Origin of the sequence: Mycolicibacterium sichuanense (genome assembly GCF_033741125.1) — a bacterium.
Taxonomy (GTDB): domain Bacteria; phylum Actinomycetota; class Actinomycetes; order Mycobacteriales; family Mycobacteriaceae; genus Mycobacterium.
Genome location: NZ_JAWQPU010000001.1, coordinates 1,270,742 through 1,286,344, shown reverse-complemented (window position 1 = coordinate 1,286,344; position 15,603 = coordinate 1,270,742). Strand labels below are relative to the sequence as shown.

The window sequence follows — 15,603 nt, the reverse complement described above, 5'->3', positions numbered from 1 at the left end:
GCGCCGGGACGGCGCGCATGCGCCCGTGGGCCGGGTCAGCTCGGCGCGGTGACGAGCTCCTGACCGCGCATGCGCTGCGAGATCACCGTCGTGATGCCGTCACCGCGCATGGTGACGCCGTACAGGGCGTCGGCGATCTCCATCGTCGGCTTCTGGTGGGTGATGACGATGAGCTGGGAGACTTCCCGCAGCTGCTCGAACAGGCTGATCAGCCGTCGCAGGTTGACGTCGTCGAGTGCGGCCTCGACCTCGTCCATCACGTAGAACGGCGACGGCCGGGCCCGGAAGATGGCGACGAGCATCGCCACGGCGGTCAGGGACTTCTCGCCACCGGACAGCAACGACAGCCGCTTGATCTTCTTGCCGGGCGGCCGGGCCTCCACCTCGATGCCCGTGGTGAGCATGTCGTCGGGGTTGGTGAGGACGAGGCGGCCCTCCCCGCCGGGAAACAGCGTGGCGAACACCTGGGTGAACTCCCGCTCCACGTCGGCGTAGGCCTCGGAGAACACCTGCAGGATGCGGTCGTCGACATCGGTGATGACGTCGAGCAGATCCTTGCGTGCCGCCTTGACGTCCTCGAGCTGGGTGGACAGGAAGTTGTAGCGCTCCTCGAGGGCCGCGAACTCCTCCAGCGCGAGGGGATTCACCCGGCCGAGCTCGGCGAGCTCGCGCTCGGCCTTCTTCGCGCGCCGCTCCTGGGTGGGCCGGTCGAACGGCATCGGGGCCGGTGCCGTCACCTGTTCGCCGCGCTCCCTGGCCTGCTCGTACTCGGCCATCTCCAACTCGGTCGGGGGCAGCGGGACATGCGGCCCGTACTCCTCGACGAGGTCGTCGGTGGCCATGCCGAACTGTTCGAGCGCCTGCTGCTCGAGCTGTTCGATGCGTAGCGCCGCCTGCGCCTTGGCGACCTCGTCACGGTGCAGCGAGTCGGTCAGCGCGGCGAGTCTGGCGCTGAGTTCGTTGACCTCCTGGCGCACCCGGTTCAGCGCCTCGGCGCGATGGCTGCGCTCGGCGGCGAGCCCGTCGCGGGTGCGGCCCGCCACGGCGACCGCGGTGGCCAGCCGCGCGGCGACCAGCCGGCCCGATTCCGCGACGGCGGCGGCAACGGCGGCGGCGTGTTCGCGGGCTTCGCGCGCCCGTTGCGCGCGCACCCGTGCCTCGCGTTCGGCGGCCGCTGCACGACGAAGTGAATCCGCTTGTCCTCGAACGGCGTTGGCGCGCTCCTCGGCGGTACGCACCGCGAGTCGCGCCTCGAACTCGGCGGCCCTGGCTTCCTCGGCAGCCGCCACCGACTCCTGCCGGTCGACCGGCTCGGCGTCGAACATCGGCTCCTCCTGCGCGTTGCGCAGGCGCTCCTCGAGCCCGGTGAGCTCCTCGACCGTCTTGACCCGGCCCGCCTCGAGCTCGTTGCGTTGCCCGATGAGCCGCTGCCACTCCTCGTCGGCGGCCCTGGCGTCCTGACCCAACCTGCCGAGTTGCTCGTAGATCGCGGAGATGGCGGCGTCGGATTCGTTGAGCGCCGCAAGGGCGTCCTCGGCGGCGTCCTGGCGCGACGCCTGCTCGGCAAGGGCGCCCGACAGGGCGGCGGCCAACTCGGAGACCTGTCGTTCGGAATCGGCGAGTTCGCTGCGCGCCTTGTCGATCTCCGAGGAGATCTCCAGCGTGCTCGGCTTGCGGTCCGAACCGCCGGTGAGCAGGCCCGCACCGACCAGGTCACCGTCGGGGGTGACTGCCCGCAACGCCGGGCGGGCCGCCACCAGGTCCAGTGCGGCGACCAGATCGGGCACCACCACGACCCGCGCCAGCAACGCCGCGACCGCTCCGCGCAAGCGGGGTGACGGTTCGACCAGGTCCAGCGCCCACTGTGCGCCATCGGGCAGCAGCTCATCCGAATCCCGTTGCGCGACCGGACTTTCGGGCCAATCACCGAAGACGAGGGCGGCGCGGCCGCCATCGGCCTCCTTCAGCGCGTCGACCGCGGCGCGGGCGGCGCCGAAGTCCTCGGCCGCCAGCGCGTCGGCCGCCGACCCCAGCACGGCGGCGATGGCCGACTCGTGTCCGGGGTGGACGCGCAGCATCTGCGCCACCGATCCGAACAGGCCGGGACCGCCGTGGTGCTTCTGCAACCACGCCGCACCGTCCTTGCGGTCCAGCCCGACGGCGAGGGCATCGATGCGCGCCCGCAGTGACGCCACCCGCCGCTCGGCCGCGCGCTCGGCTGCCTGCAGCTCGGTGACCCGCTCGTCGGCCAGCCGCAGGGCGCTCACGGTGCGGTCGTGCTGCTCGTCGAGGCCGACCTCGCCCGCGTCCAGCTCGGCGACCCGGCTCTGGACCTCGTCGAACTGCGCGCTGGTCTGCTCCACCCGCATCGCGGCCTCTTCGATGGCCACGGTGAGCCGGGCCACCCCCTCGTCGATCGACTCGACGCGGGTGCGCATGGTGTCGACCTGACCGGCCAGCCTGGCCAGCCCCTCCCGGCGGTCGGCCTCGGCACGGGCGGCCGCCAGATGTGCGCGTTCGGCCTCGGCCGCCATGCGTTCGCGTTCGCTGAGCTCGGCGCGGGCGTACTCCTGGCGCTCGCGGGACTCCGCCAACTCGAACAGCAACTCCCGCTCGCGCTCGGCGACCTCGTCGGCCTGGGCCTCCAGCGCCTCGGGATCGGCGCCCTGGGACCGATCGGCGTCGGCGTCGAGCATCTGCGTGCGCTCGGCGGCGATCCGCACGGTCGCACCCACCCGTTCGGCCAGCGCCGAGAGCCGGAACCAGGTCTGCTGCGCGGCCTCGGCGCGGCCGCTGAGTCCCGAGACGGCGGTCTCGTGGGCGGTCAGCTCCAGGGTCGCGGTATCCAGCCGGGCGGTGATCTCGTCGTGCTCTCGTCGCAGCGTGGTCTCGGCCTGGTTGGTGTCGTCGAACTCGGTACGCCGGGTGACCAGGTCGTCGGCCGCCAGTCTCAGCCGCGCGTCACGCAGGTCGGCCTGGATGGTCTGGGCGCGCCGCGCCATCTCGGCCTGGCGTCCCAGCGGCTTGAGCTGACGGCGCAACTCGGTGGTCAGATCGGAGAGCCGGTTCAGGTTCGCCGACATGGAGTCGAGCTTGCGGACCGCCTTCTCCTTGCGCTTGCGGTGCTTGAGCACACCGGCGGCCTCCTCGATGAACGCGCGCCGGTCCTCCGGGCGGGATTCGAGGATCTCGGAGAGCTTGCCCTGGCCGACGATGACGTGCATCTCACGGCCGATGCCGGAGTCGCTCAGCAGTTCCTGGACGTCCATCAATCGGCAGCTGCTGCCGTTGATCTCGTACTCACCGGCACCGTCGCGGAACATCCGGCGGGTGATCGACACCTCGGAGTACTCGATCGGCAGGGCATTGTCGGAGTTGTCGATCGTCAGCGTCACCTCGGCCCGACCGAGCGGGGCCCGCGACGACGTGCCGGCGAAGATGACGTCCTCCATCTTGCCGCCGCGCAACGTCTTCGCGCCCTGTTCGCCCATCACCCACGTCAGGGCGTCGACGACGTTCGACTTGCCCGATCCGTTGGGTCCCACGACGCACGTGATGCCCGGTTCGAAGCGCAGAGTCGTCGGCGAAGCGAAGGACTTGAAGCCCTTCAGCGTCAGACTCTTCAGATGCATGACGTGCCACAATACCGGCCACACCGGGCGGAGCCCGGCCAGCCGGTCAGCGTTCGACGAACCCGGTCATCTCCTCGCCGGCGGCCGCCCAGTCATAGACCACGGTGTCCACCCGGCCCGGCGTGGTACCGCCCTGCAACAGGTCCAGCAGCCGCTGGCATGCGGCCCGGGGTCCTCGGGCCACCACGTGCACGCGGCCGTCGTCCTTGTTGGCCGCGTATCCGGTGAGCCCGAGCTCGAGTGCCCTGGCACGCGTCCACCAGCGAAACCCGACGCCCTGGACGCGGCCGTGCACCCAGGCCGACAGACGGACGTCCTCGCCGGCCGGCGGAATCACTTCTCGGCGACCGTTTCTCGTCGCGCAAGCGGCTCATCGGCGGCCGTTTCTCGTCGCACGAGCGGCTCATCGGCGACCTCGAACGTCACCTCGGTGCCCGACTTCAGCGTGCGACCGACGGTGCACACCTTGTCGATGGATCGCTCGACGATGGTCTTGAGCTTGCGGATCTCCTCCTCGGACAGCCCCGAGAGGTCGACCTCGAGTTGCTCCTCGAGGAGCGGATAGCGCTCCTGCTCGCGGTCGGCGGGCCCGGACACCCGCACGGTCGCCTGGTAGTCGTCGCCGAGGCGGGTGCGCAATGCGTGGTCGCTGCTCATACCGCTGCACGCGGCGAGCGCGATCTTGAGCAACTCCCCTGGGGTGAACACCCCCTCGACGTCCTCGGAGCCGACGAGCACCTCGGCACCGCGGGTGCTTCGACCGGTGTAGCGGCGCACGCCCGTGCGTTCGACCCACAGATCCGTCATGTGGTTCCCCTCTCTGCTCGCATGGCGAGACGTGGTCATCAACGCCGCGGTCGCGGCTGGCATTTCGGACAGTAGAACGAGGAGCGGTTCATGAACCTGTCGCGGCGCATCACCGCGCCGCACCGCCGGCAGGGCTCGCCCTCTCGGCCGTAGGCGTCCAGCGACCGGTCGAAGTATCCCGACTCGCCGTTGACGTTGACGTACAGCGAGTCGAACGACGTGCCGCCCTGGCTCAGCGCGTCGCGCATCACGTCGGCGGCGTGCCCGAGGATGGAAGCCAGCGTCGGCTTGGTCAGCGTCTCGGCGATGCGCGCTCCGTTGACCTTGGCCCGCCACAGCGACTCGTCGGCGTAGATGTTGCCGATGCCCGAGACGACCGTCTGGTCCAGCAGCTGTCGTTTGATCTCGGAGTGCTTGCCCCGCAATACCTTCACCACCGACGCGACGTCGAAGAGCGGGTCCAGCGGGTCCCGCGCGACATGGGCGACGGGTACGGGCACCTCGGTGCCGTCGACGGTGACGAGGTCGGCGATCATCCATCCGCCGAACGTGCGCTGGTCGACGAAGCTCATCGCCGTGCCATCGTCGAGCAGCGTGGCCACCCGCAGGTGTTCGGTCCGCGCGACCGGCCCGAGCAGCATCTGACCGCTCATTCCGAGATGCACCACCAGGGCGTCGCCGCTGGCGAGCGTCAGCCACAGGTACTTGCCCCGGCGCCCCGTGCCGGTGACGACGTTGTCGAGCAGGCGCGCCGTCAGATCGGTCGGACCGAGCTCGTGGCGGCGCACCGCGCGCGGATGGTTGACGCGGACCGCGGTGATCGTCCGTCCGACGACGTGGGCGGCGAGACCGCGGCGGACGACCTCGACCTCGGGAAGCTCAGGCATCCCGCGCGAGCTCGGTGACGGGGGGCGTCCCGTTGGCAGGGACGGCGTCGCCGAGCACCTTGAGCGCCTCGTAGGCAGCGGCGGCGGCCTGCTGCTCGGCTTCCTTCTTGGTGTGCCCCTCGCCGTGGCCGCAGTCCTCGCCGTTGACCACGGCGCGGGCAGTGAAGTGCTTGTCATGCTCGGGACCGGTCGAGGTGACGACGTATGCGGGGACCCCCAGCCGGCGGGCGGCGGCCAGCTCCTGCAGGCTGGTCTTCCAGTCCAGACCGGCCCCGAGGTTGGCAGCGGCGTCGAGCGCGTCGGAGAACAGCCGCACGATCACCTCGCCCGCGACCTCGTGTCCGTGGTGGACGTAGGTCGCGCCGAGCAGCGACTCGACGGCGTCGGCGAGGAGGTTGGCCTTCTGCGCTCCGCCGCTGCCGATCTCGCCGCGGCCGAGCAGCAGGTAGGCGCCCAGGCCGTCGTCGGTCAGATTCCTGGCGATCCGCGCCAGCGCCTGAGTGTTGACCACGGCGGACTTCAGCTTCGCCAGCTCGCCTTCGCTGCGGTCGGGGTACTTGGTGAAGATCTCGGCGGTGATGACGAGACCGAGCACCGCGTCGCCGAGGAACTCGAGGCGTTCGTTGGTGGGCAGACCGCCCGCCTCGTAGGCGTAGCTGCGGTGGGTCAGTGCCAGGGTGAGCAGGTCCTCGGGCAGGTCGACGCCAAGCGCCTCGAGCAGCGGTGTCCGATCGACCGTCACTCGCGGCCTCCCGGCGCCGGCGGCTCCTCCTCGGCCGTCATGGCCGCCAGCTTGGCCCACCGTGGGTCGATCACGTCGTGGACGTGCGGCACGGGATCGGTGCCGTTGGACCCGTCGAAGTCAGCAAGCGGGACGCCGCATTCCGGGCACAGTCCCGGACAGTCGTCGCGGCACAGCGGGGAGAACGGCAGCTCCATGCCCACGGCGTCGATGATCGGCTGATCGAGGTCGACGGTGTCACCGGACGAGTCCGACACCACCCGCCCGATCTCCTCTTCGTCGGTGGTGGCCTCGGTGGTGCTGTCGGGGTAGGCGAACAATTCGGTGAGGTAGATCTCCACGTCACCGGTGACCGGCATCAGGCAGCGTGCGCACTCGCCCGTGGTGGGCGCATACACCGTGCCGCTGACCAGCACGCCCTCCGACACCGATTCCAGACGCAGATCGAGATCGACCGGTGCGCCCTCGGGGATCGCGACGAGTTCGACGCCGATGCGGAACGGCGCCGGCACCGTCTCCTCGACGGTCACCATCGAGCCGGGCCGCCGGCCCAGTCGGGCTATGTCCAGGACGAACGGTGATCGCGGGCCGCTTCGGGCACGATCGCGCGCAGCATGATTCGACTTCCCAGCCATTCGACGATCCTACGGCCGAGGCCCGACGCGACCGAATCCGTCGCGCGGGCTACCGCTGTGCGTAGTCGTGGGTGCCCGCGGCGGTCCGCAGCTGATGGCGGCCCCGTCCCACCGAGCGCAGCGTGCCGTTGAGGTAGTCCTCGAACTCGGCCAGCTTGCTGTCGACGTAGATGTCGCATTCCCCGCGCAGGCGGTCGGCCTCGGCGTGGGCGGTGTCGATCAACCGGGTGGCCTCCGCGGTCGCGGTCTGCACGATCTCGGTCTGCGACACCAGGCGCTGCTGCTCCTTGATGCCCTCCTGCACGGCCTTCTCGTAGGAGATGTTGCCGTTCTCGATGAGGCGGTCGGCCTCGGCCTTGGCGCGTCCGGTGCTGGCCTCGTACTCGCGCTTGGCCGTCATCATGATCCGGTTGGCTTCCTCGCGGGCCTCGATGACCATGCGCTCGCTGTGCTGGCGCGCCTCGGCGACCATGCGGTCGGCCTGGCCCTTTGCGTCGGACAGGATGCGGTCTGCCTCGGCGCGGGAGTGATTCAGCAGCGAGTCCGCCTCGGCGGTCGCGTTGGCGACCATCGAGTCGGCATGGTCCTTGGCCTCGCGCAACATCCCGTCACGGGCATCGAGGACGTCCTGGGCGTCGTCGAGCTCGCCGGGGATGGCGTCCTTGATGTCGTCCAGCAATTCGAGCACGTCGCCACGCGGCACCATGCAGCCAGCCGTCATCGGCACACCGCGGGCTTCCTCGACGATCGCTCCGAGTTCGTCGAGCGCCTCAAATACTCGGTACACGGCAACACCCTCCCGGCCTAGTTGGTCGTTACCAGTGTGCCTGCTGTTACCCGTGTGACTAGGGAGGCCACGCCGGTGAGTCGCGGTTTCCGCGCCATCGGAGGATCTCAGTGTTCGGCGAGCTTGAGCCGCAGCCGTACGTTGACTGGCTCCGGCAGCAACTTCGAGACGTCACCACCGAGCAACGCGACTTCCTTGGCCAGCGAGGACGACACGAAGGCGTACTGCGGATTGGTCGCCACGAAGAAGGTGTCGACACCCGCGACATGCCTGTTCATCTGCGCCATCTGGACCTCGTACTCGAAGTCCGTACCCGTGCGCAGCCCCTTGACGATCGCCGTCAATCCCCGGGAGGTCACGAAGTCGACCACCAGCCCCGTGCCGCTCTCCGCGCGCACGTTTGGCAGGTGGGCCGTGGATTCACGGATCAGCTCGAGGCGCTCCTCGACGGTGAACATCCCCGACTTGTTCGGGTTCACCAGCACCGCGACGATCACCTCGTCGAATTGTGCGGCCGCCCGCTCGAACACGTCGACGTGGCCGAGGGTCACGGGGTCGAACGAGCCTGGGCATACGGCGCCACTCATGGTCGAGCACGGTACGCCACCGGCTCAGGACTCGAACTCACCGAACTCCAGGCGGGTGTCGCCATAACGGCGATCCCGGCCCGCGGTCCAGCCGGCCGGCCAGCCCAGCACGGGGGCGGACGCCGGGCGCTCCACCACCGCGAGGGCACCCGGATTGAGCCAGCCGCTCTCGCCCAGGGCCGCCAGCACCGCCTCCACCTCGGCTGAGGTCACCTCGTACGGCGGATCGGCGAACACCAGGTCGACCGGGCGCGACGCGCCTGCAGCGAGGACCGCCGAGACCGTCCCGCACCGCACCGTCGCCCCCGCGGCGCCGAGGGCGGCGGCGTTGTCGGAGATCACCGCGGCCGCGCGCCGGTCGGCCTCGACGAACAGCGCCGACGCGGCGCCGCGCGAGAGCGCCTCCAGGCCGAGGGCACCCGAGCCGGCGTACAGGTCGAGCACGGCGAGCCCGGAAAGGTCCATGCGAGCGTCGAGCACGTTGAACAGCGACTCGCGCACGCGATCGGTCGTCGGCCGGGTACCGCGCCCGGACCGTGCCTGCGGCACCGAGATTCGACGCCCTCCGAACCGACCGCCGACGATCCGGGTCAGGTTCGCTCCCCCGCTCGCTGCGCTCCCGCCGAGGAGATCACCGCCAGCAGGTCCCCGCCTTCGACCTGAGCCGTCGCCGAGACCGCGACGCGTTCGACGGTCCCATCCCTCGGCGCGGTGATCGCGGCCTCCATCTTCATGGCCTCGATGGTCGCGATGGTCTCACCGGCGCTGACCCGATCGCCGGACGCGACGTTGACGGTGACCACGCCTGCGAACGGTGCCGCGACGTGGTCGGCGTTGGTGCGGTCCGCCTTCTCCGCCGCCGGGACGGTGTCGGCGATGCTCTCGTCGCGAACCACCACGGGGCGCAGCTGCCCGTTGAGGATGCACATCACGGTGCGCATGCCGCGTTCGTCGGTTTCGGAGATCGCCTCGAGCCCGATGATGAGGTCGACACCCTTGTCGATCTGGATGCGGTGCTCGTCACCGTGACGCAGGCCGTAGAAGAACTGATTGGCCGACAACCGGGACGTGTCGCCGTAGATCTCGCGGTGCGACTCGAATTCCTTGGTGGGGCCGGGGAACAGCAGCCGGTTCAGCGTGCGCTGCCGGGTGGGGCCCGGTGTCGCGAGCAGCTCCTCGTCCTGCGCTCCCAGTTCGGCGACCGGCTTGGCCGGCGGACGTCCCTGAAGTGCCTTGGTGCGCAGCGGTTCCGGCCAACCGCCCGGCGGATCGCCGAGCTCACCGCGCAGGAACCCGATGACCGAATCGGGGATGTCGAATCGCGCCGGATCGGCCGCGAACTCGTCGGCGGTGACGCCGGCACCCACCAGCGCAAGCGCCAGGTCGCCGACCACCTTGCTCGACGGCGTCACCTTCACCAGGTGCCCAAGCACCCGATCGGCGCCGGCGTACGCATCCTCGATTTCCTCGAAGCGATTGCCCAGCCCCAGCGCGATCGCCTGCTGGCGCAGATTCGACAGCTGACCACCGGGAATCTCGTGGCTGTACACCCGACCGGTCGGCGAAGGCAATCCAGACTCGAAGGGCGCGTAGACCTTTCGCAATGCCTCCCAGTACGGCTCGAGGTCGCACACCGCGCGCAGCGAGAGCCCGGTGTCGTACCGCGTGTGCATGGCTGCCGCCACGATCGATGACAGCGAAGGCTGGCTGGTGGTGCCCGCCAGTGGTGCGGCCGCACCGTCGACCGCGCTCGCACCGGCCTGCCAGGCCGCGACGTAGGTGGCCAGCTGACCGCCCGGGGTGTCGTGGGTGTGCACGTGCACCGGAAGGTCGAACCGGCTGCGCAACGCGCTCACCAGCGTGGTCGCCGCGGGAGCCCGCAGCAGGCCGGCCATGTCCTTGATCGCCAACACGTGCGCGCCCGCGTCGACGATCTGCTCGGCCAGTTCGAGATAGTAGTCCAGGGTGTAGAGCGTCTCACCCGGATCGGACAGGTCGCCGGTGTAGCTCATCGCCACCTCCGCCACCGCGGTCCCGGTCGCGCGGACCGCGTCGATCGCCGGACGCATCGACTCGACGCTGTTGAGCGCATCGAAGATACGGAAGACGTCGATGCCCGTGGCCGTGGCCTCCTCGACGAAGGCGTCGGTCACCGTCTCCGGATACGGGGTGTAGCCCACGGTGTTTCGGCCACGCAGCAGCATCTGCAGACAGATGTTGGGCACGACCTCGCGCAGCGCGGCCAACCGCTCCCACGGGTCCTCCTTCAAGAACCGCAGCGCCACGTCGTAGGTCGCCCCGCCCCAGCACTCCAGCGACAGCAGCTCGGGGGTCATCCTGGCGATGTGCGGCGCCACCGCGAGCAGACCCGAGGTGCGCACCCTGGTCGCCAGCAGCGACTGATGCGCGTCCCGGAACGTGGTGTCGGTGACCCCGACGGCGGGCGAGTCCCGCAGCCAAGCCGCGAAGCCCTCGGGCCCCAGCTGCACCAGCCGCTGCTTGCTCCCCGAGGGCGGCGGTGACTCCAGGTCGATCTCGGGCAACTTGTCCTGCGGGTACACCCGGGTGATGCCCTTGTACGGCGAGTTGACCGTGACCTCGGCGAGGTAGTTGATGATCTTGGATCCGCGGTCGGCCGAGGCGTGCCCGGTCAGCAACTGCGGCCGTTCGTCGATGAACGAGGTGGTGACCCGCCCGGCGCGGAAGTCGGGATCGTCGACCACCGAGAGCAGGAACGGAATGTTGGTCGACACGCCACGGATGCGGAACTCGGCCAGTGCGCGCCGCGCGCGGGCGACGGCCGTCGAGAAGTCCCGGCCGCGGCACGTCAGCTTGACCAGCATCGAGTCGAAGTGCGCACCGATCTCCGCGCCCAGGTTGGTGCCGCCGTCCAGGCGGATGCCGGCGCCACCCGGCGAGCGGTAACCGGTGATGCGGCCGCTGTCCGGGCGGAACCCCTTGGCCGGATCCTCGGTGGTGATGCGGCACTGCATGGCCGCGCCCCGGATCTGGATCGCGTCCTGGCTCAACCCGAGGTCGGCCAGGGTCTCCCCCGCCGCGATGCGCAGCTGACTGGCCACCAGGTCGACGTCGGTGATCTCCTCGGTGACGGTGTGCTCGACCTGGATCCGCGGATTGCACTCGATGAACACGTGGTGGCCGCGCTCGTCGAGCAGGAACTCGACGGTGCCCGCGCAGGAGTAGCCGATCCGGCGGGCGAACGCCACCGCGTCGGCACACATCTTGGTACGCAACTCATCCGGGAGATTCGGCGCCGGCGCGAGCTCGATCACCTTCTGGTGGCGCCGCTGCACGCTGCAGTCCCGCTCGTAGAGGTGGATGACATTGCCCTTGGCGTCGGCGAGGATCTGCACCTCGATGTGGCGCGGGTTGAGCACCGCCTGCTCGAGGTACACCGTCGGGTCGCCGAACGCGGACTCCGCTTCGCGGCTGGCCGCCTCGATCGCCTCGGCCAGCCCCTCGGCGTCGGTGACGTGCCGCATGCCGCGACCGCCGCCACCGGAAACCGCCTTGACGAACAAGGGAAAGCTCATCTGCCCCGCAGCGGCGACCAGGTCGTCCACCGACGCCGACGGTTCCGAGGACGCCAGCACCGGCAGCCCCGCGTCGCGGGCTGCCGCGATCGCGCGGGCCTTGTTGCCGGTCAGTTCCAGGACGTGTGCTCCCGGTCCCACGAACGTGATGCCCGCAGCGGCGCACGCGGCCGCCAAATTCGGGTTCTCCGAGAGGAATCCGTACCCCGGGTACACCGCGTCGGCACCCGCGTCGCGGGCCACCCGGATGATCTCGTCGATGGAGAGATAGGACCGCACCGGATGCCCGGGCTCACCGATTTGATACGACTCGTCGGCCTTGAGCCGGTGCGGGGAGTTGCGGTCCTCGAAGGCGTACACCGCGACCGTCGCGATGCCCATCTCGTAGGCGGCACGGAACGCGCGGATCGCTATCTCGCCGCGGTTGGCGACCAGGAGTTTGGAGATCACGCGCTACCCTAACTCGCGACCCTTCCGGTCCGGTCTAGATCAGCGTCGACCAGTAGTTCCAGAAGCGGACCAGGATCAGCAGCACCACGGCGGTGAACCACAACGCCACCAGTGACCAGCGCACCTGATACACCGTGCGGGCAATCGCATTGCCCGCCAACGGCCGAAGCGCGATCGAGGACACCACCACCAGCAGTGGCACCGTCACCGACCACACCACCATGCAGTACGGGCACAGGGCGCCGATGACGTACAGACTCTGGTAGATCAGCCAGTGCACGAACACCGCGCCGAGCAGCGTTCCCACCGCCAGCCCGACCCAATACCACTGCGGCAGAGACACTTTGGCCAGCACCAGCACCCCGGTGACCAGCACCACGGTGAACGCCGCGATGCCGATGAGCGGGTTGGGGAAGCCGAAGGCCGACGCCTGCGGCGTCACCATCACCGACCCGCACGACAGCACCGGGTTGATGCTGCAGGAGGGGACGTAGGCCGGGTTCTCGAGCAGCTTGATCTTCTCGATCGACAGCGTGGCGGCCGCGACGAGGCCCACCACGCCGGCGATGAAGATCCACACCGCGCTCGCGGTACCCACCCGCACGCCGCCGCGCTCGTCGGGGTCGATCGACGCGGTGTCACCCGCCGCGGCGACGGTCACCGGGTGGTGGTGGGGCTGGCCGGCGCGGGCGCCGGGGAGATCGGGGCGGGGGCGGCGGGGGCCGTGCTCAACCCGGCGACGTTGCCGTCGATCTCCTTGATCTTGGCGACCAGCGCGTCGGGTGTCGACGGCTTGTAGTCCTCCCCGTTGATGCGGACGGTCGGTGTGGCGTTGACGCCGTTGGCGGCCGCGAGACCCTTGACCAGGTCGAGGTAGCGACCGTTGTTGATGCACTCGGGCACGTTGCCGACGACGCCGGCCTGGCGGGCGGTCTCGATCAGCTGGGCGTTGGTGGGGAACGTCGTGCCGGTCTCGCTGGGCTGCTGGGCGTACATCGCGGCGTGGAAGCGGCGGAACACCTCCTTGTCGGGCGAGGTGTCCGCGTCGGCCACGCAGTAGGCGGCCGCACCCGCTCGCGAGGAGTAGTTCTGGTTCGACGGCCGGTCCAGGATGGCGACCATGTTGTAGTCGATGGCAATCGCACCGCTGTCCACCAGCTTGCTCAGCGTGGGACCGAACTGCTGCTCGAAGTTCCCGCAGACCGGGCACAGGAAGTCCTCGTAGAGCGACACAACGACCTTCGGGTCCGAGCTGCCGTCCTTGGTGACCACGTTGCTCGTCGCCACCCGGATCGCCTTGGTGTCTCCGCCGGCCGGCTTGTCCTTGCCGGACATCACGATATAGAGCACCAGGACCACGGCGAAGATGACGACGATCGCGGTGAGTCCGACCTGGATCATGATGTTGCGCCTGCGGTCGGCAGCCTTCAGGTCGTAGCTGGCGTTCTTCTTGGGTTTCGTGGCCACGGCACTAGGGTACCGGCGGCCTGCAGCGGCCCCTCAGCCCCGGCTCAGGTGGGCCCGCAGCGCCGAGATCATCTCCGCGGTCGCGGTCGCGCTGGCACCTCCGAGCGGGAAGAAGTTGGCGAAGCCGTGCACCAGCGACCCGAACTGTCGATGATCGACGGTCACGCCCGCCGCCGCGAGCGCCTCGGCATACCGGTTGCCCTCGTCGCGCAGCGGATCGAAGCCGCCCGTCAGCACCATCGCCGGCGGCAGCCCGGACAGGTCCTCCGCCAGCAGCGGCGAGATGCTCGGGTCGCTCAGCTCCAGTGCCGACCCGAGCAAGTAGTTCTCGCGGAACCAGTCGATGTCCTTCTGCGACAGGAAGTATCCGTCGGAGAAGAGCGTCCTGGACCGGGTGTCGTCGACGAAGTCGGTGACCGGGTAGATCAAGAGTTGCAGGACGGGCAGCGGGACGGCGTCGCGGCGCGCCGCCTGGCAGACGACCGCCGCCAGGTTGCCGCCGGCGCTGTCGCCGCCCACCGCGACCCGCGCCGGGTCGGCGCCGAGCTCGGCGGCGTGCTCGAGGGCCCAGCGGTAGACGGCGTAGCAGTCGTCGAAGGCGGCGGGCGCCGGATGCTCCGGGGCGAGCCGGTAGTCGACGGCCAACACACCGATGCCGGCGTCGCGGCAGATCAGCCGGCACAGGCCGTCGTGGGTGTCCAGATCGCCGACGACGAACCCGCCGCCATGGAAGAAGACCAGCAGCGGTGGCCGCCCGCCCGACCCGCTCGCGGGGCCGACCACGTTGACCGGGGTGTAGTGCCGCACCGGGATTGGTCCCTCGAGACCGGGCACCGAGGTGTCCCGGACCCCGACGGCGATGCCGGCGTCGAGCATCGCCGAGAGGGTGCGCAGCTGGTCGCGCGCGACGCCGACATCGCTGCTGGCGACCAATCCGTTCACCCCGGCTGCCCGCTGCGCGGCGAGCATGAACTGCAACGTGGTGTCGAGCGTGTTGCCGTCGACCGTGATCGTGCGTCGGCCGAGCAATAGTCGTTTGACGGCGTCGGGGACGTGCGGCAGGAGCCGCAGCATGACCGCGCTCGATGCGTTCAGCATCGCCAGCTTGGCCCGCCCGGGACGGCCCACCTCGGCGTGCGGCACCGGCGCGGTGCGCGCGGCGATCCGACCCTCGACTGGCAGACTTCTCGTCATGGCTTCTCCTTCGAACCCTTCGGTTCCCTCGATCACGCTGAACGACGGTAATTCGATACCAGCCATCGGACTGGGGGTATGGCAAACCCCGGCGGGTGACACCGAACGCGCGGTGACTGCCGCGCTGGACGCAGGCTATCGCCACGTCGACACCGCGGCGGCATACGGTAACGAAGCAGAAGTGGGGCTGGCCCTCGCCGGTGCACAGGCCTCGGGAATCGCCCGCGACGACGTCTTCGTCGTGACCAAGCTCTGGAACTCGGAACAGGGTTACGACAAGACGCTGCGGGCCTTCGACGAGAGCATGGGCAAGCTCGCGCTCGACTACCTGGACCTCTACCTCATCCACTGGCCACTGCCCGAGGTCGACGCCTACGTCGACACCTTCAGGGCGTTCGCCCATCTCCGCGATCAGGGCCGAATTCGCTCGATCGGCGTCAGCAACTTCGAACCGGAGCACCTCACGCTGCTGATCGACCAGACGGGCATCGTCCCCGCGGTCAACCAGATCGAACTCCATCCCCTGCTCCCCCAGCACGAACTGCGGGAGTTGCACGCCAAGCTCGGCATCGCAACCGAGGCGTGGAGCCCGCTGGGACAGGGCTCACTGCTGGAGCACGCCACCGTCGTCGGCATTGCCGAGGCGCACGGGCGGACACCAGCTCAGATCTTGATTAGGTGGCACGTGCAGCTCGGTAATATCGTCATCCCCAAATCGGTGAACCCCGACAGGATCAAGAGCAACATCGACGTGTTCGACTTCGAACTCGGCGAGCAGGACATGGCGTCCATCGCTTCGCTCGAGGACGGCACGCGGCTGGGGCCCGATCCACGAACCTTCAACTTCACAGGGTAGGTGAC

The 15,603-nt window shown here is 69.6% G+C and carries 14 protein-coding genes; 1 reads left to right on the top strand and 13 read right to left on the bottom strand.

Annotated features, from left to right (window positions below):
* Positions 1-35: 35 nt before the first annotated feature.
* From smc to SBI80_RS06160, 13 genes are all read right to left on the bottom strand, one after another.
* Positions 36-3,632, bottom strand: coding sequence for a chromosome segregation protein SMC (smc, locus tag SBI80_RS06220; RefSeq protein WP_318973503.1), 3,597 nt, complete (start codon positions 3,630-3,632; stop codon positions 36-38).
* 46 nt (positions 3,633-3,678) lie between these two features.
* Positions 3,679-3,969: an acylphosphatase gene (locus tag SBI80_RS06215; protein WP_318973502.1), complete on the bottom strand. Its 291-nt coding sequence runs from the start codon at positions 3,967-3,969 to the stop codon at positions 3,679-3,681.
* Positions 3,966-4,439: an OsmC family protein gene (locus tag SBI80_RS06210; RefSeq protein WP_318973501.1), complete on the bottom strand. Its 474-nt coding sequence runs from the start codon at positions 4,437-4,439 to the stop codon at positions 3,966-3,968. Before SBI80_RS06210 ends, SBI80_RS06215 begins: the two co-directional genes overlap by 4 nt.
* A 38-nt stretch (positions 4,440-4,477) precedes the next feature.
* Positions 4,478-5,326: a bifunctional DNA-formamidopyrimidine glycosylase/DNA-(apurinic or apyrimidinic site) lyase gene (mutM, locus tag SBI80_RS06205; protein ID WP_318973500.1), complete on the bottom strand. Its 849-nt coding sequence runs from the start codon at positions 5,324-5,326 to the stop codon at positions 4,478-4,480.
* A complete protein-coding gene (gene rnc / locus SBI80_RS06200; RefSeq protein ID WP_318973499.1) occupies positions 5,319-6,068 on the bottom strand; it encodes a ribonuclease III in 750 nt (249 codons plus the stop codon). The genes mutM and rnc overlap by 8 nt, the downstream gene beginning before the upstream one ends.
* Positions 6,065-6,703, bottom strand: a complete 639-nt coding sequence (locus SBI80_RS06195; RefSeq protein ID WP_318973498.1) for a YceD family protein — start codon at positions 6,701-6,703, stop codon at positions 6,065-6,067. The genes rnc and SBI80_RS06195 overlap by 4 nt, the downstream gene beginning before the upstream one ends.
* Before the next feature lie 49 nt (positions 6,704-6,752).
* On the bottom strand, positions 6,753-7,490 hold the full coding sequence (gene sepIVA / locus SBI80_RS06190) for a cell division protein SepIVA (protein WP_318973497.1): 738 nt from the start codon (positions 7,488-7,490) through the stop codon (positions 6,753-6,755).
* Between the two features lie 107 nt (positions 7,491-7,597).
* Positions 7,598-8,077, bottom strand: a complete 480-nt coding sequence (coaD, locus tag SBI80_RS06185; protein ID WP_318973496.1) for a pantetheine-phosphate adenylyltransferase — start codon at positions 8,075-8,077, stop codon at positions 7,598-7,600.
* A gap of 24 nt (positions 8,078-8,101) precedes the next feature.
* Positions 8,102-8,671 (bottom strand): 16S rRNA (guanine(966)-N(2))-methyltransferase RsmD, encoded by a 570-nt coding sequence (gene rsmD / locus SBI80_RS06180; protein WP_318973725.1) that lies wholly within the window; start codon positions 8,669-8,671, stop codon positions 8,102-8,104.
* On the bottom strand, positions 8,668-12,081 hold the full coding sequence (locus tag SBI80_RS06175) for a pyruvate carboxylase (RefSeq protein WP_318973495.1): 3,414 nt from the start codon (positions 12,079-12,081) through the stop codon (positions 8,668-8,670). The genes rsmD and SBI80_RS06175 overlap by 4 nt, the downstream gene beginning before the upstream one ends.
* Positions 12,082-12,115: 34 nt before the next feature.
* Positions 12,116-12,742: a vitamin K epoxide reductase family protein gene (locus SBI80_RS06170; RefSeq protein ID WP_413232639.1), complete on the bottom strand. Its 627-nt coding sequence runs from the start codon at positions 12,740-12,742 to the stop codon at positions 12,116-12,118.
* Positions 12,739-13,548, bottom strand: coding sequence for a DsbA family protein (locus SBI80_RS06165; RefSeq protein ID WP_318973494.1), 810 nt, complete (start codon positions 13,546-13,548; stop codon positions 12,739-12,741). The genes SBI80_RS06170 and SBI80_RS06165 overlap by 4 nt, the downstream gene beginning before the upstream one ends.
* A 33-nt stretch (positions 13,549-13,581) precedes the next feature.
* Positions 13,582-14,742 (bottom strand): alpha/beta hydrolase, encoded by a 1,161-nt coding sequence (locus SBI80_RS06160; protein ID WP_413232638.1) that lies wholly within the window; start codon positions 14,740-14,742, stop codon positions 13,582-13,584.
* On the opposite strand from SBI80_RS06160, the gene SBI80_RS06155 reads away from it, so the two are divergent.
* Positions 14,741-15,598, top strand: coding sequence for an aldo/keto reductase (locus tag SBI80_RS06155; RefSeq protein WP_318973493.1), 858 nt, complete (start codon positions 14,741-14,743; stop codon positions 15,596-15,598). The genes SBI80_RS06160 and SBI80_RS06155 overlap by 2 nt on opposite strands.
* Positions 15,599-15,603: the final 5 nt, after the last annotated feature.

What these genes read in the sequence shown, in the direction of transcription:
- SBI80_RS06195 (WP_318973498.1), bottom strand. Translation starts at nt 6,703, where the DNA reads ATGGCTGGGAAGTCGAATCATGCTGCGCGCGATCGTGCCCGAAGCGGC.
- SBI80_RS06155 (WP_318973493.1), top strand. Translation starts at nt 14,741, where the DNA reads ATGGCTTCTCCTTCGAACCCTTCGGTTCCCTCGATCACGCTGAACGAC.
- SBI80_RS06160 (WP_413232638.1), bottom strand. Translation starts at nt 14,742, where the DNA reads ATGACGAGAAGTCTGCCAGTCGAGGGTCGGATCGCCGCGCGCACCGCG.
- SBI80_RS06210 (WP_318973501.1), bottom strand. Translation starts at nt 4,439, where the DNA reads ATGACGGATCTGTGGGTCGAACGCACGGGCGTGCGCCGCTACACCGGT.
- mutM (WP_318973500.1), bottom strand. Translation starts at nt 5,326, where the DNA reads ATGCCTGAGCTTCCCGAGGTCGAGGTCGTCCGCCGCGGTCTCGCCGCC.
- coaD (WP_318973496.1), bottom strand. Translation starts at nt 8,077, where the DNA reads ATGAGTGGCGCCGTATGCCCAGGCTCGTTCGACCCCGTGACCCTCGGC.
- smc (WP_318973503.1), bottom strand. Translation starts at nt 3,632, where the DNA reads ATGCATCTGAAGAGTCTGACGCTGAAGGGCTTCAAGTCCTTCGCTTCG.